This is a genomic window from Pseudomonas sp. (genome assembly GCF_030684895.1).
Classification (GTDB): Bacteria; Pseudomonadota; Gammaproteobacteria; order Pseudomonadales; family Pseudomonadaceae; genus Aquipseudomonas.
In genome coordinates this window covers 47536-68993 of the sequence record NZ_JAUXXP010000059.1, presented here as the reverse complement: position 1 = coordinate 68993, position 21458 = coordinate 47536, and the positions used below count along the sequence as shown (strand labels likewise).

Here is a 21458-nt window from a genome sequence, read left to right as displayed (position 1 = left end):
AAATTCTAAATATTGAAAGCAGCGTTCGATTAAATCGAAACCTTGCGGCCGTGCGGTTGTTCGCGTGCCACGGAGAGAAACGGGTCGACTAGCGCGGGCCGCGCGGTGCCTCGGCGCCAGGCCAGGCCAACGTCCATTGGCTCGCTCAGGTCGGCCAGCGGCAAGGCTTCGATAATGTCGCCTTCCAGTGACCAGGGACGGTAGGTCATGTCCGGCTGAATCGACAGGCCAAGGCCCGCCGCCACCAGGCTGCGCACCGCTTCCACTGAGGCGGTGCGCAGGGTGACGTTCGGCGTCATGCCGGCGCGGCTCCACAGGCGTTGGGTATGCAGCCCCATTTCATCGGCGTTGAGCTGAATCAGCGGTTCGCTGGCCACATCCGCCAGGCTGATGCTGTCACGCTCCAGTAACGGATGGCGCGCCGGCAGCCATAGCCGATGCGGCGAGTGGGTCAGTACCTCCGTCTGCAGCGCGTGGCGGTCCTCGAGGTTGGAGAGGATCAGTACGCCAACATCGATCTCGCCGCTGACCAGCAAGTGCTCGATGTACGGACGCTCGTCCTCGACCACGCGGGTTTGCACGTTGGGAAAGGCGCGCTGAAAACGGGTGATCAGGTCGGCCAGGTAGTACCCGGCCACCAGGCTGGTTACGCCAATGGTCAGGCTACCCGCAACCTGGTCGGTGCTCTGTTGCAAGCTGCGCTTGGCGTTGTCCACGGTGGCCAGAATCAAGTGCGCCTGGCGTAGGAATTGGTGGCCCTGGTGGGTCAGACTCATGCCTTTGGCGTGGCGGTTGAACAGACTGACGCCTATTTCTTCCTCCAACTGCTGGATCGCTAAGGTCAGGGTAGATTGTGAAATGAACACCGCCTGAGCGGCGGCGGAGATCGAGCCGGTCTCGGCGACGGCAATGAAATGGCGGATCTGGCGTAGGGTCATCATGCTGCGGTGGCTCGCGGCGAAGAGGTGTGCCGGTGATTATGATTTATCGAACGAAGGCTAGCGTATTCTTTTATAACGAATGCTTGTTGTTGCCGAGGGGAGTGTTGGCCGTGTTGAGGCCGCGTCCCTATACTCGGCGCTTTCCATGTTGTGGATGAGTAATCGATGCGTCGTATCTATAAGAGCTGCCTGCTTGTTCTGGGATTGCTGGGTGTCAGTCAGTTGTTGCAGGCTGCGCCTGATGTGGCGCTGAGCCAGGTACAGCACGCGCAGGTGCAGGTGTTTCGCGCCAGTACCGATCTGTTTATCCACCGTGGTGAGGGCGGGCATACCGAGCTGGCAACCAAGGTGCAGACCGATCTGAGCAAGCTGCGTGAAAGCCTGGCGACCTTGCAGGCGCAGCCGTTGACCGATTCGGCGCGTTTGGCGGTGGAGCAATTGCAGTCGCCACTGGCAGCCTTTATCGCGTTGGTCGAGCAAACCCTGGCGTATAACCCCGGCGAGCCTGACCTGCCCTGGGAGTTCAACTTCCAGTACAGCAAGGCCCAGCGTGAGTTGGTGGCGGCCCTGGAGGCACTCGAGCAGCAACTGCTCAAAGGCTTGGCGCAGCCATTGCCAGCGGCGGATCTGCGTTTGCAAAGCCTGCCGGCCAAGGTGCAATACCTGGCGGCGCGCTACACCGCGCGGGCCTACGTTGGCGATATCGAGACCCTGCCTGAGCAACAGCAGCATTACCTGAATCAGGATGTTGATGTGCTGGCCAAGCAGGTGGACGCCGAGCTCGCTAGCCTGGCCACTGAGTTGACCGGCGAGCAGCAGCAACGTTTGCAGCGGGCGCAGACGCGCTGGAAGTTTATTTACCCGCGTTTGGTTGGCTACAGCGACAACCTGGTGCCGCTGGTGGTCGAACGGCACGCAGCCGAAATGGCTGACCAGTTGCTGCGTCTGCGCGCTAAATAAGCCTCAGTGCTTGTAAGCCGAGTGGAACACCGCGCAGTTTTTGCCGGCATGTTTCGCCCGGTAGAGGGCCTGGTCGGCCAGTTCCAGTGCCTCGGCCAGGTTGCTGCTGTCCAGTGGCCAGAGCGCGCCGCCAATGCTGCAGCCAACCTTGACCTGATTGTTACCCAGGTCGACCGGCGCACTCAGCGCCGCCAGGGTGCGTTCGGCCACCAGTTGCGCTTGCCCCAGGGCTTCGCCGCTGGGTACTTGCAGCACCATCAGAAACTCGTCACCACCCAGGCGCGCGACCAGATCGCCTTCGCGTAGGCAGCTGCGCAGACGCACTGCCACCTCGCGCAGCAGCTGATCGCCAGCCGCATGGCCAAATTGGTCATTGATCGGTTTGAAACCGTCCAGGTCCAGGTAGAACAGCGCCAGGCAATTGCTGTTGGCCTGGCTGCGCTGTTGCGCGCGCGGCAGGTAGCTTTCCAGGGCGACGCGGTTGGGCAGGCCCGTGAGAGCGTCGTGGTGAGCGAGGTTCTCCATGACGCCGAGGGCATTTTGCTGGTGGGTCAGGCTTTCCACCAGGTGGCGAATCGAGTTGCTGAGGATTTCGATCTCGCGGGTGCTTTTCAGTACGGGAATCACGCTGATTTCACCGGCGCTGAGGCGGTCCGCTGCCTCGGCAATCTGCCGCAGTGGGCGGGTGAAATAGCCGGTCACCAGCCAGCCGAGCAGGGCGAACAGCAGCGCCAGGCCACTGCCCCATAGCAGGATGTAGCGCGTGGTCTCGCGCGCCGGGGCATAGGCTTCATCCAGTGGCTGGCGGGCGATCACTGTCCAGCCCAGGCCCTCGTAGTCCATATGGCCCTGGCTTACCGCCAGGCCAGTGAGGTATTGCTTGCCGTCCGGCCACTCCTGCACAGCCCACAGGTCGTTGCCTTGTGCCACGTCGTTGAGGGCTGGCAGGTGCAGGCGCTGGCCGATCATCTCCTTGGGGGCGAGCAGCACGGTACGGTCTCGGCCGATCACGAAGAACTCGACATTGCGGCGCTTCTGGATCGGCTCAAGGATGGACAGGCGCACTTCGTCGGCCCATGACCAGGACAGGTGCGAGGCCAGCACGCCCACCAGGCTACCGTCCCGGGCAAACACCGGCAGGCTGATATCGACGAATTTCATCGCCTCACCGGTTGGGTTAGGCAGCAGTTTGGCCAGCAGCACGGCCTCATGTACGTCGCCGATAAACACAGTTTTCTGCGCTTCCATGAACACCGGGCGCTGGGCGATGCTGGCGCCTTCCAGCACACCATCGCTGGAGGCCAATACCGTGCCCTGGGCGTCGGTGAAACCGATCCAGGCGATGCTGGGGAACTCGGTCTGCAGGCGGTCTAGCAATACGCGAACCTCGACGATATCGTCCGGTTGGCGCAGTGCGCGCAGTTTGCCGATCACCTGGAGCATGGCGGCGCGGCTCTGCATGTCGCGGTCCAGGCGGTCGACCATCATAAAGGAGACTTCGGCGAGATCACGGCCGACCTCTTCGCGGATGCGCTGGCTGGCGTCATTGCCAATCAGGGTGCCGAGCAACCAGCTCAGGCTGGCGACTAGCAGGGCGATCAGAATGGCAAAACGGCTACGCAGGCTGTGCGATGAGCTCATGGCACGACGGCTCCTGTGGGCGGGCGGCTAGTGTACAGGTGCGTTTGAGTATAGTGCGCCGTTGGTCTGTCCTGCTGTGCACCAGCGCCAATTGCCGGCTGCAAGGGCCGATTCGATTGGGCTATACTCGCCGGCTTTTCCGAAAGTTTGACTTACGAGTGCTGCCAGCCATGGAAATCAACCCGATCCTTAATAGCATCAAGGACCTGTCCGAGCGCACCCAGACCATTCGGGGGTATCTTTGACTACGATCACAAACATGATCGTCTGGTCGAAGTAAACCGCGAACTCGAAGACCCGGCCGTCTGGAACAACCCGGAGTACGCACAGAACCTGGGCCGCGAACGCGCCTCCCTGGCGCTGATCGTCGACACCCTGGATGACCTGCACGGCAGCCTTGCCGATTCGCGTGATCTGCTCGATATGGCCGTCGAAGAAGACGACGAAGGCGCAGTGAATGACGTTGCCGCCGAGATCGAACGCCTGCGCGAGATCCTCGAAAAGCTCGAATTCCGCCGCATGTTCAGTGGCGAGATGGACCCCAACAACGCCTATCTGGATATCCAGGCCGGCTCCGGCGGCACCGAAGCCCAAGACTGGGCCAACATGCTGCTGCGCATGTACCTGCGCTGGGCCGACAAGCGCGGCTTCGATGCCACCATCATGGAGCTGTCCGCCGGTGAAGTGGCCGGGATCAAGGGCGCGACCCTGCACATCAAGGGTGAATACGCCTTTGGTTGGCTGCGTACCGAGATCGGCGTACACCGCCTGGTGCGCAAGAGCCCGTTCGACTCCGGCAACCGTCGCCACACCTCGTTTACTGCGGTGTTCGTTTCGCCAGAAATCGATGACAACATCGAAATCGAGATCAACCCGGCGGACCTGCGCATCGACACCTATCGTTCATCCGGTGCCGGTGGTCAGCACGTAAACACCACCGACTCGGCCGTACGTATTACCCACGTACCGACCAACACCGTGGTCAGCTGCCAGAACGAACGTTCCCAGCACGCCAACAAAGACACCGCGATGAAGATGCTGCGTGCGCGTTTGTACGAGCAGGAAGTGCAGAAGCGCAACGCCGCCTCCCAGGTGCTGGAAGACAGCAAGTCGGATATCGGCTGGGGTCACCAGATTCGCTCCTACGTACTCGATGCTTCGCGGATCAAGGATCTGCGGACCAATATCGAACGCAGTGACTGCGACAAGGTGCTCGACGGCGACATCGACGAATATCTGGTGGCGAGCCTCAAGCAGGGGCTCTAACCGCCGAGTGATGGTTTAGGCAGGTTGGGCGTGCGATGCGCGGCCCAGCCATCCGCCAACGATTTACAGGACAGACGAACGACCATGAGCGACCAACAACTCGACCCGCAAGCCCCTTCCCACGAAGACCAGCAACAGGAAGAAAACAAGCTGATTGCCCAGCGCAAGGAAAAGCTTGCTGTTATCCGTGAGCAGGGCAACGCCTTCCCCAACGACTTCCGTCGCGACAACTACTGCGAAGATCTGCAGAAACAGTACGCCGAGAAGACCAAGGAAGAGCTGGCCGAGGCTGCCATCCCGGTCAAGGTTGCCGGGCGCATCATGCTCAACCGTGGCTCGTTCATGGTGATTCAGGACATGACTGGGCGCATCCAGGTCTATGTCAACCGCAAGACCCTGTCCGAAGACACCCTGGCCGCGGTGAAAACCTGGGACATGGGCGACATCATCTCCGCCGTGGGTACCCTGGCCCGCTCGGGTAAGGGCGACCTGTACGTTGAGATGACCGACGTGCGCCTGCTGACCAAGTCGCTGCGCCCGCTGCCGGACAAGCACCACGGTCTGACCGATACCGAGCAGCGTTATCGTCAGCGCTACGTTGACCTGATCGTCAACGAAGACGTGCGCCAGACCTTCCGCGTGCGCTCGCAGGTCATCGCGCACATCCGCAGCTTCCTGATGCAGCGCGACTTCCTCGAAGTGGAAACGCCGATGCTGCAGACCATCCCAGGCGGCGCGGCGGCCAAGCCGTTTGAGACTCACCACAACGCGCTGGACATGGAAATGTTCCTGCGTATCGCACCCGAGCTGTACCTCAAACGTTTGGTGGTCGGCGGCTTTGAGAAGGTTTTCGAGATCAACCGCAACTTCCGTAACGAAGGCGTCTCGACTCGTCACAACCCTGAATTCACTATGTTGGAGTTCTATCAGGCGTACGCCGATTACGAAGACAACATGGACCTGACTGAGGAGCTGTTCCGCGAACTGGCCCAGCTGGTTCTGGGCAGCACCGACGTGCCGTACGGCGACAAGGTGTTCCACTTTGGCGAGCCGTTCGTACGGTTGTCGGTGTTCGACTCTATCCTCAAGTACAACCCTGAGCTGACGGCCGATGACCTGAATGACCTCGACAAGGCCCGCGCCATCGCCAAGAAAGCCGGTGCCAAGGTGTTGGGCTTTGAAGGCTTGGGTAAGCTGCAGGTGATGATTTTCGAGGAGCTGGTCGAGCACAAACTGGAACAGCCGCACTTCATTACCCAGTACCCGTTTGAAGTGTCACCGTTGGCCCGTCGTAACGACGAAAACCCGAACGTCACCGACCGTTTTGAGCTGTTTATCGGTGGCCGTGAAATCGCCAACGCCTACTCCGAGCTTAACGACGCGGAAGACCAGGCCGCGCGCTTTATGGCGCAGGTGGCTGACAAGGACGCCGGTGACGACGAAGCCATGCACTACGATGCTGACTTCGTCCGCGCCCTGGAATACGGCATGCCGCCGACTGCGGGTGAGGGCATTGGTATCGACCGCCTGGTGATGCTGCTGACCAACTCACCGTCGATTCGCGACGTGATCCTGTTCCCGCATATGCGCCCGCAAGCCTGATATTGCTAAGCCGCCTCCGGGCGGCTTTTTATTACCTGGTTTTTTCTGGCCTGCCAGTCATGGCGGTGATTTTTTATTAGCGGCCAGTGGATTAATTTTGCGATTTACTGACTAAGTCATTATTAATCGTGAATAACCGACAGAGGATCGTCTTGCTGTGACAGCCAAGCCCGCCCAAGAAAGCGCCACCCTGGTGGCTAACGCCGTTGCCGAAAGCGTGCAGTACCAGGGCCGCAAAGCCAGCCGTCAGGGCAGTGAGCAGCGCCGCCAGGCCATTCTCGATGCCGCCATGCGTATTATCGTGCGTGAAGGCGTGCGTGCAGTCCGGCACCGCGCGGTAGCCGCAGAGGCCGAAGTGCCGTTGTCGGCAACCACCTATTACTTCAAAGACATCAACGACCTGATCACCGATACCTTCGCCCAGTTTGTGGAGCGCAGTGCGGCGCACATGGGCGAGTTCTGGAGCGGTACTGAAGGATTATTGCGTGAGCAAGTCAGCCGTCTGGATGGCAGCGCCGAGGCGCGTCGGCGTCTGGCCAATGAAATCGCCCGGCTGGCGGTGGAGTACGTGCGCCAGCAATTGCTGACTCGCCGTGAACACCTGCTGGCCGAACAGGCCTTTCAGCAGGAAGCCCTGCTTAACCCGCGTCTGCACGGGCTGATGCGCGCCCATCGGCAGATTCTGCTGCAGGGTGTGACGCACTTCTTCGAGGTGCTGGGCTCGCAGCAGGCCGAGCAGGATGCCAAGCTCTTGACGGCGATTATTGTGCGCATGGAGTATCAAGGGCTACTCGATGGTGTCGATCATCTGGACAGTGAAGAGATGTTGGCCATGCTTAAACGTTATATGCATCTGGTGCTGGGGCTATAGCCCGCTAAATCCGTTCACAAGGAGAGCTGAATGAAAGCCTGGCGCGCGCTGCTTGCCGTGTCCTTCCTGTTGCTTGGTGGTTGTCTGGTGACCTTCAAGGACCCGATTCCCGCCAATGAAGCCGCCCCGATTCCCCTGCTTGGCGAGTGGTCGCGCAAGAACGAATGGGGCGAGCAGCTGTATTTGCAAATCACCCGTGCCGGCTCCAACGTCTATAAGGCGCGGGCCTATGTCGACAGCCTGGATAACCTCGACAGCGTTGAGGAATACGGCTTTACCGTGGCCCACCATGGCCGTCGCTGGTACCTTTCGGCGGGCTTGCCGAAAAGCCTGGGGGCGAACTTCGCCATTGCCGGTTTCGAGCTGACCACCAGTAATGAGCTGGTGATCTACAACCTGGATGTCGACCGAATCCTTCAGGAGCTGGAGCAGGGCGCGTTGCAGGGTGAGGTGATCGACGGCGCAGAAGGCGATGGCGTGCTGATCAGCAGCCCGCTGGAGCAGGTGTTCAGCTACCTCGACGATCAGGCCAATTCGGATGTATTTATTGAAGTCGCGCGTTATCAGCGGGCGGGTGACTAGTGGGTGATGGGGAGCGCATGAACAGTCATACCGGGTTGGACGATTATCAGTTGATCGTGCGCGCGTTGTCCGACCGTCTGGTCGACGCGCAAACGCCGATTCGCGTGCTGGATGCGGTGAAGTGGGATGACTCGATTCGCAGCGAATTTCTCAAGCACAAGGGCAAGAAACTGCCCGCCGTCGACCGTGCCTACTACGCCAACCGGCCACTGCCCTTCGATGCGTCTGCGAAGAAGCTGGAATTCCAGAATATCGAGCGTGATATCACCCGCCAGCTCGGTCAGTTCAACCCCGTGGGCAAGATCATGCGGCGCATGTGCCGCGAGTACCGCATGGTTATTCGCATGCTCGAAGCACGCGGCACCGAGGACTTTGGCCTGATCAGTCAGGAGCTCTATGGCGCGGCCTCCGACGCCTTCCATGCCGGCGATCCGACCCTGGCCGACCTGGGCCTGATGTTTTCCGATTTCCTCAATAACATCGACAAACGCGGCGACCTCAAGGACGAGGCCAAGACTCTGACTGCCAAAGAGGCGGTCAACCTGCTGCAACAGCGCCTGAACAAAGTGTTTGGCGAAGAGGAAGGCACCATTCGGGTGTTCGAGTCCGACGGTATTCTTGCCGATGCTGCAGCCGGCGCCGATTACATCAAGATTCGCGCCGATGCGATGTTTAATGACCGTGATGTAAAGGCCCTGGAAGTGCACGAGGGCCTGGTGCATGTGGCCACTACGCTGAACGGGCTGAATCAGCCGATCTGCACCTTTCTGGCCAAGGGCCCGCCCTCGTCCACAGTGACCCAGGAAGGCCTGGCGATCCTGATGGAGGTGATCACCTTCGCCTCTTACCCAACCCGTCTACGCAAGCTGACCAATCGCACTCGCGCCATTCATATGGCCGAAGAGGGCGCGGATTTCCTGCAGGTCTTCGACTTCTACCGCGAGCAGGGTTTCAGTCAGGAAGACAGCTACAGCAACGCCAACCGGGTGTTTCGAGGCTCAACTCCAACCGGCCTGCCTTTCACCAAGGACCTGTCCTACCTGAAAGGCTTTATCATGATTTACAACTACATCCAGCTGGCCGTGCGCAAAGGCAAGCTGGAGCAGATTCCGCTGCTGTTCTGCGGCAAGACCACCCTGGAAGATATGCGCACCTTGCGTCAGCTGGTGGATGAAGGGCTGGTCGTCGCGCCCAAGTACCTGCCGCCGCAGTTCAGCGACCTCAACTCGCTGTCAGCCTGGATGTGCTTCTCCAACTTCCTCAATCACCTGAGTCTGGATCGCATCGAAGCCGACTACGCCAATATCCTCTGATTGAATGATCTCCACTGTAGGGCGTAGGAGCGGCGGGGGCGCCTAGCCCATGCCCGCGAACAAAAGCCATCGTGGGCATGGCCGCTCTTATGGGACTGCGCGGCAGTCCGCCGGTTGGCTTGAACGGCGCAGCGCCGAAGCCTGCTTCCAGTCAATCAAGAGGGCCTGCATATACCGCTCAAGACCCGCGATGGCTTACGCGCTGGCGGCACATGATGCGGCAATCTGGGCCTTTGCAGGCGCGAGTGTTTGCTGCAAGCTGCGCCGCTTATTGCGCCAATTGATAATTCCGAGAGCCTGTTATGAGTGAAGTAAATCCCATCCCGTTGATCCTTACCGGTATCGGCAGTATCTGCGCCACGGTGGCTGTGCTCAGTTATTACGGCTACCTGCATATCGCCAAGCCGGAAGATGCCTTGCTGCTGTCCGAGTTCACCATGCTCAAGACTGTGCCGGGTGAGGACTACAAAGTCTCCCTCAAACCCGCCAGCCAGGTCGCCCAGTGCATCGACGGCGTGCTGGTGATGTTTGATCTGGAGCAGAAGGGCTTGAGCGGCGTACTGGTCGATCAGCGTAAGCAGGCCGTACGCTGCACTGACGGCCAGTAAGCTCAGCTCGCCTGCTTCTGCTGCTCGCTAAGACGCTGCAAATGCCGGCGTGACAGGGCGAGGAAGCGCGGTGTCAGGCCGATGTCTTCATACAGCGGGTCGCCCTGTTCATCGCTGGCCACCACCTTGCTGCCCTGAACGTAGGGCAGGCTGGCCTCCAGCTCATCGAGCGCCGCGCCGAGCAGTTCCCCCAGCAGCTCTTCAACGTGGTGCTTGGGGTACATCTCCTGCAATGCCGCCAGGCGTGCTGCGGCTTCCAGGTCGAGCCTTATCTGATAAGGCGTTGCGCTCAGCCGCCCCTGGGCATTTTCCTGCCAGTGCTGAACAAGCTCGCGAATCTTCATGATTGCCTCGTGTCTGTACTATGCCCGCCGTGTTTTGGTGGGCTGCACCGTTAAGACTAGTGCCTGGGTCGATAAGTGCGGCCGCAGCGTCGCGCACTTGTAAGAAGTTGGCGCGCTGGGCACTCTGGAGGCAGGATCAGCGGAGGCAACACTCATGGCAGAAATCGACGCGCGTCTGCGCGAGGACGTCCACCAGCTCGGTGAGCTACTGGGTAACACCATCAGCGTGCAGCATGGTGCTGCCTTTCTCGACAAGATCGAGCGCATTCGCAAGGGCGCCAAGGCTTCGCGCCGTGGCTCGCAGGAGGGTGCGGAGCAACTCAGTGCAACCCTGAACCAACTGGACGATAACGAGCTGCTGCCGGTGGCGCGGGCGTTCAATCAGTTTCTCAACCTGGCCAATATCGCCGAGCAGTATCACCGCGTGCGCCGCCGTGCGCCGGGTGAGGCGCAGCCGTTTGAAGACAATATCCTCGCCGAGCTGCTGCAGCGGTTATCTGGCAATGGTCACAAGGGCGAAGCGCTGGCCCGTCAGTTCGGTCGTCTGGATATCGAGCTGGTGCTGACCGCACACCCTACTGAAGTGGCGCGGCGCACGCTGATTCAGAAATACGATGCGATGGCCGAACAGCTCGCGGCCGGCGACCACAGCGACCTGTCGGCTGCCGAGCGTGAGCAGGTTAAACAGCGCCTGCAGCGGCTGATTGCCGAAGCCTGGCACACCGAAGAAATCCGCCGCAGCCGGCCGAGCCCGGTGGATGAAGCCAAATGGGGCTTTGCGGTGATTGAGCATTCGCTCTGGCATGCCATCCCCAATGTGCTGCGCAAGGCCGATCAGGTGTTGCACAGCGCCACCGGGTTGCACCTGCCGCTGGACGCCGCGCCGATTCGTTTCGCCTCGTGGATGGGCGGTGACCGTGATGGCAACCCCAATGTCACTGCCAGCATTACCCGTGAAGTGCTGCTGCTGGCGCGCTGGATGGCGGCGGATCTGTACCTGCGCGATGTTGATAACCTCGCCGCCGAGCTGTCCATGCAGCAGGCCAGCCCTGCGCTGTTGGCGCGGGTGGGTGAGAGTGCCGAACCCTATCGCAGCCTGCTCAAACAGCTGCGTGAGCGTTTGCGCGCCACCCGCAGCTGGGCTCAGGCCGCGCTGCACGAGCAGATCCCTGCGCCCGCCGCGGTGCTGCAGGACAATCGCGAGCTGCTGGAACCGCTGACCCTGTGCTATCAGTCGCTGCATGAATGCGGTATGGGCGTTATCGCCGATGGCCCGTTGCTCGATTGCCTGCGCCGCGCGGCGACCTTTGGCCTGTTTTTGGTGCGTCTGGATGTCCGTCAGGACTCCAGTCGCCACGCCGCCGCCATGAGTGAAATTACCGATTACCTCGGCCTAGGCCGTTACGCCGAGTGGGATGAAGAGGCGCGCCTGGCGTTTCTGCTGAAAGAACTGGAGAACCGCCGGCCGCTGCTGCCGGGGCACTTCAAACCCAGCGGTGAAACCGAAGAGGTACTGGCCACCTGTCGCGAAGTAGCCAGCGCGCCGGCAGCGTCCCTGGGGTCGTACGTGATTTCCATGGCCGGTGCGGCTTCCGATGTGCTGGCGGTGCAACTGCTGCTTAAAGAGGCTGGGTTGCAACGGCCGATGCGCGTGGTGCCGCTGTTTGAAACCCTCGCCGATCTGGACAATGCCGGCCCGGTGATCAGCCGGCTGCTGGCGCTGCATGGCTACCGCGCACGCCTGCATGGGCCGCAGGAAGTGATGATCGGCTATTCCGACTCGGCCAAGGACGCCGGCACCACGGCGGCGGCCTGGGCGCAATACCGCGCCCAGGAAAGCCTGGTGCAGGTGTGCCGCGAGCAGGATGTCGAGCTGTTGCTGTTCCACGGCCGCGGCGGCACGGTCGGGCGCGGCGGCGGTCCAGCGCATGCGGCAATTCTGTCGCAGCCGCCTGGCTCGGTAGCGGGGCGTTTCCGCACCACTGAACAGGGTGAAATGATTCGTTTCAAATTCGGCCTGCCGGATATCGCCGAGCAGAACCTCAATCTGTACCTCGCCGCCGTACTCGAGGCCACCTTGTTGCCGCCGCCTAGTCCGGAGCCAGCCTGGCGCGAGCTGATGGACAAGCTGGCCAGCGATGGCGTCAGTGCCTACCGCGCGGTGGTGCGCGAGCACCCGCAATTCGTCGACTATTTCCGCCAGGCCACGCCAGAGCAGGAACTGGGTCGTTTGCCTCTGGGCAGCCGCCCGGCCAAGCGGCGCGAGGGTGGCGTCGAGAGCTTGCGGGCGATTCCGTGGATTTTCGCCTGGACCCAGACGCGTCTGATGTTGCCGGCCTGGTTGGGCTGGGAGGCGGCGCTGGACAACGCTTTTCAGCGCGGTGACGGCGAGCTGCTCGGGCAAATGCGCGAGCACTGGCCGTTCTTCCGCACGCGTATCGACATGTTGGAGATGGTGCTGGCCAAGGCCGACGAGTCCATCGCCCAGTTGTATGACGAGCGTTTGGTCGAGACGGCCCTGCGTCCACTAGGCGAGCATCTGCGCGGCCTATTGTCGCAGGCGGTGGCTGCAGTGCTGGGTTTGACCGGTCAGTCGCAGCTGCTGGCGCACAGCCCGGAAACCCTGGAGTCGATCAGTGTGCGCAACACCTACCTGGACCCGCTGCACCTGCTGCAGGCCGAGCTGCTGGCGCGCTCGCGGCTGCGTGACAATCAGGCTGATAGCCCTCTGGAACAGGCATTACTGGTCAGTGTGGCGGGTATTGCGGCCGGTTTGCGCAACACCGGCTAGGTGGATTGATAAGGGCACAAGTGCTTTCGCTGGTGCAGATGTAGTGCGCGGCACAAAGCACTACCTGCTAGAAGTGGTCGCAGGTGTATCCGACTTTCGGTGGCTTGTGCGCTATGGGTGCGCTGTGTATCTTGAGCGGCCTTTCGGCACTCTGGCCCAGTTTGGCAGCGCTGCTTGAACAATTCTGAGATTGGCCCCACGAGGCGAGTCCGACGATTTTTACTTAAATCTTGAGGAGCACATCGATGCGCGTGATTTTGCTGGGGGCGCCCGGTGCCGGTAAAGGTACCCAAGCTGGTTTCATCACCAAGAAATTTGGTATTCCGCAAATCTCCACCGGTGACATGCTGCGTGCTGCGGTCAAGGCCGGCACTGAACTGGGCCTGGTTGCCAAAAGCGTAATGGACAGCGGTGGTCTGGTCTCCGATGACCTGATCATCAATCTGGTCAAAGAGCGTATCGCCCAAGCCGATTGCGCCAATGGTTTCCTCTTCGATGGCTTCCCGCGCACCATTCCTCAGGCTGAAGCCCTGAAGGAAGCCGGCGTGATCATCGACAACGTGGTCGAAATCGCCGTTGATGACGAAGAAATCGTCGGCCGTATTGCCGGTCGCCGCGTGCACCCTGCGTCGGGCCGCGTCTATCACACCGAGCACAATCCGCCGAAAGTCGCCGGTGTTGACGACGAAACCGGTGACGAGCTGATCCAGCGCGAAGACGACAAAGAAGAAACCGTACGTCATCGTCTATCGGTCTATCACTCGCAGACCAAGCCGCTGGTGGACTTCTATCAGAAGCTTGCCGCCGCTGACGGCACGCCTAAGTACAGTGCGATTGCCGGCGTTGGCTCGGTTGACGAGATCACTGCCAAGGTACTTGCGGCGCTCAGTTAAGCTTTGCTGCAGTCAGTCAACGGCTCGCTTTTGCGGGCCGTTGTCGTTTCTGCGGTTGGCGCGCTGGACTCGCTGAGCGTCGTTCATAGAACAGTAACCTTGCGCGCCTAGGCTAGCATCGATTCTGGTCTATACCACGATGAGAGGGTCGTAGACTTCATGCCTTAACTCATACTAAGGAAGAGAGCGCAGTCAATGACCGAGAAAACAGCAAAGAGTGCCATCTGGTTGGGCCTTGCGTTAGCGCTGGTGGGGAGTCCTGCGGCCTTCGCCGATACCCAGGCGAAACCCAAGACGGACTGTAGCGTTGCCGAGTTCACCATGGGGTTGCGCTTCCAGCAGCAATCGGCGGAGGTTCAGGCCCTGCAGCTGCAGGCTTACAACATCGCGACACTGAAGCTGGATGCGGCAGTGGCTGCGGCGAAAGATCCGTCCAAGCTGGCCATCGTTACCGACCTGGATGAAACCGTTATTGATAACAGCGCGCTGCTGGCGCGGGATCTGGCCAACTGTCACACCTATGACGCCTGGGACACCTGGCTGCCTTGGGAGCGTGATGGCACTCCGGCGCTGATCCCCGGCGCCAAGCAGTTCCTGCAGCACGCCGACAGCCTGGGCGTGACCATCCGTTATATCTCCGACCGTGCCGACGAGCAGAAGCCCCACACCCTGGCCACCCTGAGCAAGCTGGGCCTGCCGCAGATATCGGCGGAAAGTGTGCTGCTGCTGGGCCCACCTAAGGTCGAGCGCCGCGCCATCGTCAGTGCCGATCATCAGATCGTGCTGCTGCTGGGCGATACGCTGCATGACTTCGACGCACGTTTCCGCAAGACGCCGTTGGCCGATCAGCGTGCCACCGTGGCTGCTGAGGCGAGCAAATGGGGCGCCGAGTGGATCGTCTTCCCCAACGCAAGCTACGGTACCTGGTCCAAAGCGCCTCTGCAGGGTTGGGACGCCAAGACCGTTATCGAGCCCTGGTAAGCACGCTTTACTCCGGCTGCAGCGGGTCTGTTCGGGCCCGCTGCATGCCTGTGGTGCTGTGAGTTCGCTCGTGCGGCCCAGTGATTGCGCTGGAAAAAAAAGCCTCAAGCCGTTCTAATGCCGGTCCATTTCGTCACCTGTCCGAATGCAATGACCACTCTCCTGGCCCTGGATACCGCCACCGAAGCCTGCTCCGTTGCCCTGCTGCATAACGGCCAGGTGCTCAGCCATTACGACGTGATTCCACGCATGCATGCGCAGCGTCTGCTGCCGATGATCAAGCAGCTGCTGGCGGATGCCGGGGTGCCGCTGTCGGCGCTCGACGCGATTGCCTTTGGCCGTGGCCCGGGCGCTTTTACCGGTGTGCGCATCGCCATCGGCGTGGTGCAGGGGCTGGCCTTTGCCCTGGAGCGGCCGGTGTTGCCGGTGTCCAACCTGGCCGTGCTGGCGCAGCGCAGCCTGCGTGAACACGGCGCGCAGCAGGTGGCGGCGGCCATCGATGCGCGGATGGATGAAGTTTATTGGGGCTGCTACCGCGCCGAGCAGGGCGAAATGCGCCCGGCCGGCGTCGAGGCTGTATTGCCTCCGGAACGCGCCAGCCTGCCGGCTGATGCCAGCGGTGATTGGTTTGCCGCCGGCACTGGCTGGGGCACCTTTGCCGCACGTATTCCGGTTGCGGTCAGCGGGCAGGATGCCGCCATGCTGCCGCACGCCGAAGACCTGCTCAGCTTGGCGCGCTTTGCCTGGGCCCGTGGTGAAGCGCTGGAAGCCGATCTGGCGCAACCGGTTTATCTGCGTGATCAAGTGGCCACGCCCAAAGCCCCAGTCTAAACATCTGGGCACCGGCGCACCTTTTGTCGCGCATATTGCCGCGTTGCACCGCGCTTGATTGCCAAGTCGGTCTACGGGGGCTAAATTGCCATCACCTGTGTCCATCGTTGGCTAAGCAAGCCGAGCAGTAACTGATGCGTATCGACGGTTTTACTTCCTCTTATTCGCCAGACCGCAGTGCCCGCCCGGGCTCTGCGGTTACGCCATTTCGCGAAGCGCAGCGCGAGATTGAGGAACGTCGTGAGCAGCCCGCATCCCCAGCCAGCACCCAGGGCTTCGAACAAGTCGCTCAGGCGCGCAAGGTCGAAGCCAGTAATGCCAGCAGCGACAGCCTGCCATCGCGTCTGCAAGACCAGCTCTACCAGCCGCCGCTAAACAACCGCGCCGCCCAGGCCTTGGCCAGCTACAGCTCAACCGCCAGTTTTGCCAGCGAGACGGATGCCCAGCAAGTGCTGGGTCTCGATCTTTACGCCTAGTCAATGTTGCCTTACTACCTCGGTTGCCCGTCATGGAGCGAGCCTGCCTGGCGCGGCTCCCTGTATCCGGAGGGCAGTCGCAGCGCCGACTTTCTGCCGCTATATGCCCAGGTGTTCAACGCCGTAGAGGGCAACACCACCTTCTATGCACAGCCTTCCTCGTCAACCGTGGCGCTCTGGGCCGAGCGCATGCCGGCGCATCTGCGCTTTTGCGCCAAGCTGCCGCGTGAGATCAGCCATAACGGCGATCTGCGTGATCAGTTGAGTACCGCCGAGGATTTCCGCCGCCTGCTGGCGCCATTGGGTAAGCGGGTGGCGCCGTTCTGGTTGCAGTTGCCGGCGAGTTTCGGCCCGCAGCGTTTGGCGGAACTGAGCGCTTTTATCGAGCCCTGGCAGGCTGGGGAGCTGGCTGTTGAGGTGCGTCATCCAGGGTTCTTTACCAAGGGCGACGAGGAGCGCAGCCTTAATCGCCTGCTGCATGGGCGTGGTATCGAGCGTATCTGTCTGGATTCGCGCGCGCTGTTCAGCTGTGTATCCACAGCGCCCGCCGTATTGCATGCGCAGGCCAAGAAGCCGCGCTTGCCACTGCGGCCCACGGCCTTTAGCCAGGCCCCGCAGCTGCGCTTTATTGGCCATCCCGAGTTGCTGGCCAATGATCCCTTTATGGCGCCCTGGCTGGACAAGGTGGCGGGCTGGATCGAAGAAGGCCGCACGCCTTACGTCTTTCTGCATACCTCGGACAACCGCCTGGCGCCGCAACTGGCGCAGCGCTTCCATCAGCAGTTGATGCTGCGTCTGCCGGGACTGTCGGCCTTGCCACACATACAGCTAGAGGACGAGGTCGAGCAGTTGGGCCTGCTCTGATAGGCTGCACCGCATGACTTTCTTCCGTGCCTTTCTGCTTCTCTGTGTCGTGCTCGCCGGCCTGCTGCTGGCGATCTGGCGTGGCTGGCTAGAGGTGCCGCCGCGCTGGAATCCCTGGGCGGTGCTGGATATTCGCGAGGCGCCGAACTTGCTGACCGGCTTTAAGCTGTGGCGGCTGCAGGATGATCCCGTGCTGTGTCAGCAGGCGTTGAGCACCTCTTCATTGCGCTTTACCCCGCAGGCCGATAGCCGCCCGGAGGTGGCCTGTCCGCTGAACAATACCCTGCGCGTACACAACTCCGGCGTTGCGTTCAGCAGCAGCTTTATCGCCAGCTGCCCGCTGGCGGCGGCCTTTGCTTTGTTTGAGCAGCATGATCTGCAGCCAACTGCCCAGGCAGTGTTTGGTCAGCGGGTGGCGCGGATCGATCATGTGGGTAGTTTTGCCTGTCGCACCATTGCCGGCAGCCAGCGGCGTAGTCAGCATGCCTCGGCCAATGCGCTGGATATCATCGGTTTTCGCCTGGCCGATGGCCGGCGCATCAGCGTGCTGCAGGATTGGCCCAAGCAGGGCAAGAACGCCGAGTTTTTGCGTGAGGTGCAGCAGGCGGCCTGCAAGCGCTTTAACACCACCCTGGGGCCGGAGTACAACGCGGCCCACCGCGACCACTTTCATGTGGATATGGGGCTATGGCGGATGTGCCGCTAAAAACCTGGTTCGGATCCGCTGTGCGTCGGCCCTGCTGCGTTGAAAACAGACTCGGAATGCTCATGTACAAAAGTACACTCCGCTTCCTCGCCTGTTTCCGCCTTGCATGGCTCTAGCTCGCGAGATCGGAACACAGGTTTTGCAAGCGCTCTACGGGCTTAACGCTGCGCCAACAATAGATCGGCAGCCTGGCCGCTGCGACCATCGGCGAATTCGAAGCGGCCGAGTTGGGCGATTTCGTCATAGGCGCCCAGGGCAATCTTTACGTCGCGTGCTTGCAGGAGAATGGCGCTGACGCCGGCCTGGCTCAGCGACTGGCTGAACTGCCGGCCCTGGGCATCGAAACGCAGCAGGCTCAGGCGCTCGAAGATCGCATCCTGGCTATCAATGCGGCCGTCACCGTTGTCATCGTACTTGCGCAGTTCGGCAAAGCCGTTGGCGGCGCCGTTCTGGTCGCCGAACAGCTCGCGGCCATCGTCGATGCGGCCGTTACCGTTGCGGTCATAGGCGAGTAGGGCGTCGTCACCAGTGGGCACACTGATTTGGTTGAGCTTGCCGTCGGCATTCAGGTCGAAATTTACCGAACGATTTAAGCCGCTGGTGCTGAAGCCGTTACCGGCCAGATCCAGCACCAATGGGTCGGTTTTTTGTGGTTCGGCGTTGATATTGACGTTCAGCTCCAGCTCGCGCTGGGCGGCCAGTTCCTGAAAATCACTGGCCTGGGCGGTGACGGCGGGTGGCTCGCGGGGCGTTTCTGGCGCGCTGGTGGATGCCTCGGCCTCGACTTCATCGGGCATCAGGGTGCGCCGCAGAATCTGGTAATCCAGCGAGGCGCGCTTGCCTTCCTCCAGCGTCTCGCTGATCGAGCTGGTGTTGGCGGCCGACGGTGCGGCGCTGCGTGGGGCAGAAATGACGTCGAACATGGCGAACTCGGTGCGGCTGGAAGCTGCCGGGTCTGGCAAAATGCCGCTCAGACAGGTTATCGGCTGCTGCGGCGGTCAATTGAGTGATTTTTGAGCACATTTTCTGATGAGTGATGAGCGGCTAATAGCCAGAATTCGTATGCAAGCCCTGGCTCCCCATCTGCAGGCAGCGGCTGAAACCTGGGCTGCGCGCCTGGGTTTACCGCTGGAGGGCGACAGCGAGTTTGCCCTGCAACTGGGTGAGGGCGGCTTGCAGCTGGTGGAGCTGGGGCCGCAGGCACCAGGGCCGGTGAAAGTGGATTTTGTCGAAGGCGCGGTGGCGCATCGCCGACTGTTCGGTGGCGGCAGTGGGCAGATGATCGCCAAGGCGGTTGGCGTGCAGGCCGGGGTGCGCCCGACTGTGCTGGATGCCACAGCTGGCTTGGGTCGCGATGCTTTCGTGTTGGCCAGCCTGGGTTGCCGCATGACCTTGATCGAGCGTCAGCCACTGATTGCTGCACTGCTGGAAGATGGTTTGGCCCGTGCTGCGCTGGACCGTGATGTGGCGCCGATTGCTGCGCACATGCAGCTGCGAGGTGGCAACGCCATCGAGCTGATGCGCGCCTGGCAGGGCGAACCGCCGCAGGTGATCTACCTCGACCCGATGTTCCCGCATCGTGACAAGAGCGCGCTGGTGAAGAAAGAAATGCGTCTATTCCGCCCGTTTGTCGGTGATGACCTGGATGCCCCAGCGTTGTTGGAAGCGGCCCTGAACCTGGCCAGCCATCGGGTGGTGGTCAAGCGCCCGCGCAAGGCGCCGCTGATTGACGGCGCCAAGCCGGGCTATGCCCTGGAGGGCAAGTCCAGCCGCTACGACATCTACCCGAAGAAGAAGCTGCAGGCCGCCAGTGAGTAAGTTTGCAGCTTGTTCATGGGTTAGGCGTCGCATTGCGTAGGTTGGGTTGAGGCACGAAGCCCAACACATTCAGCGTCCTTGCGTTGGGGTTCGCAAGCTCAGCGCCGACCTACGAGGTTGGTTCGGCGCGGAAAGCGCGCAGAAATACCTCGACCGCATCGCGCACATGGGCTTCGGCCTCGCTGCCTTGCAGGGCCTCACCGCAGCCGATCAGCAGGCGGAAGTTGGCGCCACCCTTGATCAGGCAGAAAAACTGATCCGCCGCGCTCAGCGGGTCGGGTACGCGCAGCTTGCCGCTCTGGTCGGCGCGGCGCAGCAGTTCTTCCATACCGTGCAGCACGCGCTGCGGGCCTGCCTCGTAGAACATCCGCGAGAGCTTGGAGTCCTGCGCCGCCAGGCTCACCATCACCCGGTGCAGCTCCACCGACTCGCGGCTGTTGATCAGCAGGTTAAAGCCACGGCCGATATTCAGCAGCAGCTGTGCCACCGGTATGTCGTCGTTTAGCTCGAACAGCAGTTCCGGCAGTTGCTCCTCGCATTTGGACTGCACCGCGGCGGCAAACAGCTTCTCCTTGTCGGTGAAGTGGCTGTACACGGTGAGCTTGGAGACCCCGGCTTCCGCGGCAATAGCATCCATACTGCTACCGTCATAACCATTACTGAGGAATAGGGTCTTCGCCGCTTCCAGAATGGCTTTGCGTTTGGCCAGGTCTTTCGGGCGGCCGGGGCCGCTGGTTGGCAACACTTTGTTTGGCATTGGTCGTTTTTAATACTGGACTAGTGAGTTTGCTATTTTTACTATACCCGCCAGTATAAATATTCAAAAGCCTCCACAAAGGTTAGTCATCATGTTTCGTCATGCACTGTCTGTTGCGTTGCCTGTCAGTCTTATCCTGTTGCTTGCTGCCTGCGGCAATGGCGAACCCGCCCAGGTTGCCGTGCGCCCAGCCATGGTGGTGCAGCCGCAACTGGCTGGCGACCTGGTGGATGCCTACCCCGGTGAGGTGCGTGCGCGCCTGGAACCGGAGCTGGCCTTTCGTATCGCTGGCAAGGTGGCCAAGCGCCTGGTCGATGTCGGCGCGCGGGTGAAGAAGGATCAGCCCCTGGCCGAACTTGACCCGCAGGACGTGCGCTTGCAGCTGGAAGCCATCCGCGCCCAGGTGGCCGCGGCCGAGGCCAACCTGCAGCTGGTACGCGCCGAACGTGATCGCTACAAGACCCTGCTGGCGCGCAACCTGGTCAGCCGTTCGCAATACGACAATGCCGAAAACACCTACCGCTCCGGCGAGGCGCGGGTCAAACAGGTGCGCGCCGAATTCAACGTGGCCAACAACCAGGCCGGTTACGCCGTGCTGCGCGCGTCGCAGGATGGTGTGGTGGCGCGGCGTATGGTCGAAGTCGGTCAGGTGGTTGCCGCTGGGCAAAGCGTATTCACCCTGGCCGCTGACGGCGAACGTGAAGTGCTGATCAATCTGCCGGAACAGGCCTTCGAGCGCTTTAAGGTCGGCCAGGAAGTGGCGGTTGAACTGTGGTCGCAGCCTGATCAGCGTTTCCCCGGGCGTATTCGCGAGATGTCGCCATCGGCCGACCCGCAATCGCGCACCTTTGCTGCCCGCGTGGCCTTCGTTGAAGGCAAGGTGCCGGCAGAGCTGGGCCAGAGCGCCCGCGTGTTTATCGCCCACAATGGCGATGTGCCGCTGGCTGTGCCGCTGTCGGCAGTGACGGCGGAGAAAGGCCAGCCCTACGTCTGGGTGGTCAATCCGAAGGATTCCACCCTCAAACGCACCGATGTGCGCATCGGTGCCTACGGCGAGAAAACCGTGCCGGTGCTCGAAGGCCTGCAAGCCACTGATTGGGTGGTAGCGGCCGGTGGTCAGGTGCTGCGTGAAGGCCAGCAGGTGCGTCCGGTTGACCGCGACAACCGTGCGGTGCAACTGACGGCCAAGGCCGACCTGACGGTCGAGGAGTAA

21 protein-coding genes are annotated in these 21458 nt (G+C 61.4%); 16 read left to right on the top strand and 5 right to left on the bottom strand.

Annotated features, from left to right (window positions below):
• Nucleotides 1-29 precede the first annotated feature (29 nt).
• Nucleotides 30-941, bottom strand: a complete 912-nt coding sequence (locus Q8M42_RS13730) for a LysR family transcriptional regulator (protein ID WP_274086911.1) — start codon at nucleotides 939-941, stop codon at nucleotides 30-32.
• 165 nt (nucleotides 942-1106) lie between these two features.
• Here Q8M42_RS13730 and Q8M42_RS13725 point away from each other — a divergent pair, with 165 nt between their 5' ends.
• On the top strand, nucleotides 1107-1901 hold the full coding sequence (locus Q8M42_RS13725) for a hypothetical protein (RefSeq protein ID WP_304865458.1): 795 nt from the start codon (nucleotides 1107-1109) through the stop codon (nucleotides 1899-1901).
• Between the two features lie 3 nt (nucleotides 1902-1904).
• Here the strand turns inward: Q8M42_RS13725 and Q8M42_RS13720 are convergent, their stop codons facing one another.
• Nucleotides 1905-3542, bottom strand: coding sequence for a diguanylate cyclase domain-containing protein (locus Q8M42_RS13720; protein ID WP_304865456.1), 1638 nt, complete (start codon nucleotides 3540-3542; stop codon nucleotides 1905-1907).
• 170 nt (nucleotides 3543-3712) lie between these two features.
• On the opposite strand from Q8M42_RS13720, the gene prfB reads away from it, so the two are divergent.
• The 6 genes from prfB (at nucleotide 3713) to Q8M42_RS13690 (ending at nucleotide 9784) form a co-directional block, all read left to right on the top strand.
• Nucleotides 3713-4808, top strand: a protein-coding gene (gene prfB, locus Q8M42_RS13715) for a peptide chain release factor 2 (RefSeq protein ID WP_304865454.1) whose coding sequence is annotated in 2 segments (ribosomal slippage) — nucleotides 3713-3784 and nucleotides 3786-4808 — 1095 coding nt in all. Because the reading frame shifts where the segments join, the coding sequence is not laid out codon by codon here.
• An 84-nt stretch (nucleotides 4809-4892) separates the two neighbouring features.
• Nucleotides 4893-6410 (top strand): lysine--tRNA ligase, encoded by a 1518-nt coding sequence (gene lysS, locus Q8M42_RS13710; RefSeq protein ID WP_304865452.1) that lies wholly within the window; start codon nucleotides 4893-4895, stop codon nucleotides 6408-6410.
• Nucleotides 6411-6567: 157 nt separating this feature from the next.
• Nucleotides 6568-7281 carry a TetR/AcrR family transcriptional regulator gene (locus tag Q8M42_RS13705; protein WP_304865450.1) on the top strand — a complete coding sequence of 238 codons (714 nt, stop codon included), beginning with the start codon at nucleotides 6568-6570 and terminating at the stop codon, nucleotides 7279-7281.
• Nucleotides 7282-7311: 30 nt separating this feature from the next.
• Entirely contained in the window at nucleotides 7312-7863 is a 552-nt protein-coding gene (locus Q8M42_RS13700) for a hypothetical protein (RefSeq protein ID WP_304865448.1), read from the top strand.
• 17 nt (nucleotides 7864-7880) lie between these two features.
• On the top strand, nucleotides 7881-9176 hold the full coding sequence (locus Q8M42_RS13695) for a flavohemoglobin expression-modulating QEGLA motif protein (protein WP_304865446.1): 1296 nt from the start codon (nucleotides 7881-7883) through the stop codon (nucleotides 9174-9176).
• Nucleotides 9177-9478: 302 nt separating this feature from the next.
• Nucleotides 9479-9784 carry a hypothetical protein gene (locus Q8M42_RS13690; protein WP_304865444.1) on the top strand — a complete coding sequence of 102 codons (306 nt, stop codon included), beginning with the start codon at nucleotides 9479-9481 and terminating at the stop codon, nucleotides 9782-9784.
• Nucleotides 9785-9786: 2 nt separating this feature from the next.
• On the opposite strand, the gene Q8M42_RS13685 is transcribed toward Q8M42_RS13690, so the two are convergent.
• Entirely contained in the window at nucleotides 9787-10128 is a 342-nt protein-coding gene (locus tag Q8M42_RS13685) for a pilin assembly protein (protein WP_304865443.1), read from the bottom strand.
• Nucleotides 10129-10282: 154 nt separating this feature from the next.
• Between Q8M42_RS13685 and ppc the strand changes: the two genes are divergently transcribed.
• The 7 genes from ppc (at nucleotide 10283) to Q8M42_RS13650 (ending at nucleotide 17670) form a co-directional block, all read left to right on the top strand.
• Nucleotides 10283-12919 (top strand): phosphoenolpyruvate carboxylase, encoded by a 2637-nt coding sequence (gene ppc, locus Q8M42_RS13680; RefSeq protein ID WP_304865441.1) that lies wholly within the window; start codon nucleotides 10283-10285, stop codon nucleotides 12917-12919.
• A 245-nt stretch (nucleotides 12920-13164) separates the two neighbouring features.
• Nucleotides 13165-13812 (top strand): adenylate kinase, encoded by a 648-nt coding sequence (gene adk, locus Q8M42_RS13675; protein WP_304865439.1) that lies wholly within the window; start codon nucleotides 13165-13167, stop codon nucleotides 13810-13812.
• Between the two features lie 195 nt (nucleotides 13813-14007).
• Entirely contained in the window at nucleotides 14008-14793 is a 786-nt protein-coding gene (locus tag Q8M42_RS13670) for a 5'-nucleotidase, lipoprotein e(P4) family (protein ID WP_304865437.1), read from the top strand.
• 150 nt (nucleotides 14794-14943) lie between these two features.
• Entirely contained in the window at nucleotides 14944-15624 is a 681-nt protein-coding gene (tsaB, locus tag Q8M42_RS13665) for a tRNA (adenosine(37)-N6)-threonylcarbamoyltransferase complex dimerization subunit type 1 TsaB (protein WP_304865435.1), read from the top strand.
• 134 nt (nucleotides 15625-15758) lie between these two features.
• Entirely contained in the window at nucleotides 15759-16100 is a 342-nt protein-coding gene (locus Q8M42_RS13660) for a hypothetical protein (RefSeq protein WP_090387935.1), read from the top strand.
• A gap of 3 nt (nucleotides 16101-16103) precedes the next feature.
• On the top strand, nucleotides 16104-16964 hold the full coding sequence (locus tag Q8M42_RS13655) for a DUF72 domain-containing protein (RefSeq protein ID WP_304865431.1): 861 nt from the start codon (nucleotides 16104-16106) through the stop codon (nucleotides 16962-16964).
• A gap of 13 nt (nucleotides 16965-16977) precedes the next feature.
• Nucleotides 16978-17670, top strand: coding sequence for an extensin family protein (locus Q8M42_RS13650; RefSeq protein ID WP_304865429.1), 693 nt, complete (start codon nucleotides 16978-16980; stop codon nucleotides 17668-17670).
• 158 nt (nucleotides 17671-17828) lie between these two features.
• On the opposite strand, the gene Q8M42_RS13645 is transcribed toward Q8M42_RS13650, so the two are convergent.
• Nucleotides 17829-18593 carry a hypothetical protein gene (locus Q8M42_RS13645; protein WP_304865427.1) on the bottom strand — a complete coding sequence of 255 codons (765 nt, stop codon included), beginning with the start codon at nucleotides 18591-18593 and terminating at the stop codon, nucleotides 17829-17831.
• Between the two features lie 106 nt (nucleotides 18594-18699).
• Between Q8M42_RS13645 and Q8M42_RS13640 the strand changes: the two genes are divergently transcribed.
• Nucleotides 18700-19488, top strand: coding sequence for a class I SAM-dependent methyltransferase (locus Q8M42_RS13640; RefSeq protein ID WP_304865425.1), 789 nt, complete (start codon nucleotides 18700-18702; stop codon nucleotides 19486-19488).
• A 109-nt stretch (nucleotides 19489-19597) separates the two neighbouring features.
• Here the strand turns inward: Q8M42_RS13640 and Q8M42_RS13635 are convergent, their stop codons facing one another.
• Nucleotides 19598-20245, bottom strand: a complete 648-nt coding sequence (locus Q8M42_RS13635) for a TetR/AcrR family transcriptional regulator (RefSeq protein WP_304865423.1) — start codon at nucleotides 20243-20245, stop codon at nucleotides 19598-19600.
• Between the two features lie 91 nt (nucleotides 20246-20336).
• Between Q8M42_RS13635 and Q8M42_RS13630 the strand changes: the two genes are divergently transcribed.
• Nucleotides 20337-21458 (top strand): efflux RND transporter periplasmic adaptor subunit, encoded by a 1122-nt coding sequence (locus tag Q8M42_RS13630; protein ID WP_304865421.1) that lies wholly within the window; start codon nucleotides 20337-20339, stop codon nucleotides 21456-21458.

Excerpts from the sequence above, each read along its gene's own strand:
- Q8M42_RS13660 (WP_090387935.1), top strand. The coding sequence starts at position 15,759 with ATGCGTATCGACGGTTTTACTTCCTCTTATTCGCCAGACCGCAGTGCC.
- Q8M42_RS13690 (WP_304865444.1), top strand. The coding sequence starts at position 9,479 with ATGAGTGAAGTAAATCCCATCCCGTTGATCCTTACCGGTATCGGCAGT.
- Q8M42_RS13725 (WP_304865458.1), top strand. The coding sequence starts at position 1,107 with ATGCGTCGTATCTATAAGAGCTGCCTGCTTGTTCTGGGATTGCTGGGT.
- Q8M42_RS13650 (WP_304865429.1), top strand. The coding sequence starts at position 16,978 with ATGACTTTCTTCCGTGCCTTTCTGCTTCTCTGTGTCGTGCTCGCCGGC.
- ppc (WP_304865441.1), top strand. The coding sequence starts at position 10,283 with ATGGCAGAAATCGACGCGCGTCTGCGCGAGGACGTCCACCAGCTCGGT.
- Q8M42_RS13670 (WP_304865437.1), top strand. The coding sequence starts at position 14,008 with ATGACCGAGAAAACAGCAAAGAGTGCCATCTGGTTGGGCCTTGCGTTA.
- adk (WP_304865439.1), top strand. The coding sequence starts at position 13,165 with ATGCGCGTGATTTTGCTGGGGGCGCCCGGTGCCGGTAAAGGTACCCAA.
- Q8M42_RS13645 (WP_304865427.1), bottom strand. The coding sequence starts at position 18,593 with ATGTTCGACGTCATTTCTGCCCCACGCAGCGCCGCACCGTCGGCCGCC.
- Q8M42_RS13640 (WP_304865425.1), top strand. The coding sequence starts at position 18,700 with ATGAGTGATGAGCGGCTAATAGCCAGAATTCGTATGCAAGCCCTGGCT.
- lysS (WP_304865452.1), top strand. The coding sequence starts at position 4,893 with ATGAGCGACCAACAACTCGACCCGCAAGCCCCTTCCCACGAAGACCAG.
- Q8M42_RS13630 (WP_304865421.1), top strand. The coding sequence starts at position 20,337 with ATGTTTCGTCATGCACTGTCTGTTGCGTTGCCTGTCAGTCTTATCCTG.
- Q8M42_RS13720 (WP_304865456.1), bottom strand. The coding sequence starts at position 3,542 with ATGAGCTCATCGCACAGCCTGCGTAGCCGTTTTGCCATTCTGATCGCC.
- Q8M42_RS13730 (WP_274086911.1), bottom strand. The coding sequence starts at position 941 with ATGATGACCCTACGCCAGATCCGCCATTTCATTGCCGTCGCCGAGACC.
- Q8M42_RS13635 (WP_304865423.1), bottom strand. The coding sequence starts at position 20,245 with ATGCCAAACAAAGTGTTGCCAACCAGCGGCCCCGGCCGCCCGAAAGAC.
- Q8M42_RS13655 (WP_304865431.1), top strand. The coding sequence starts at position 16,104 with ATGTTGCCTTACTACCTCGGTTGCCCGTCATGGAGCGAGCCTGCCTGG.
- tsaB (WP_304865435.1), top strand. The coding sequence starts at position 14,944 with ATGACCACTCTCCTGGCCCTGGATACCGCCACCGAAGCCTGCTCCGTT.
- Q8M42_RS13700 (WP_304865448.1), top strand. The coding sequence starts at position 7,312 with ATGAAAGCCTGGCGCGCGCTGCTTGCCGTGTCCTTCCTGTTGCTTGGT.
- Q8M42_RS13685 (WP_304865443.1), bottom strand. The coding sequence starts at position 10,128 with ATGAAGATTCGCGAGCTTGTTCAGCACTGGCAGGAAAATGCCCAGGGG.
- Q8M42_RS13695 (WP_304865446.1), top strand. The coding sequence starts at position 7,881 with ATGAACAGTCATACCGGGTTGGACGATTATCAGTTGATCGTGCGCGCG.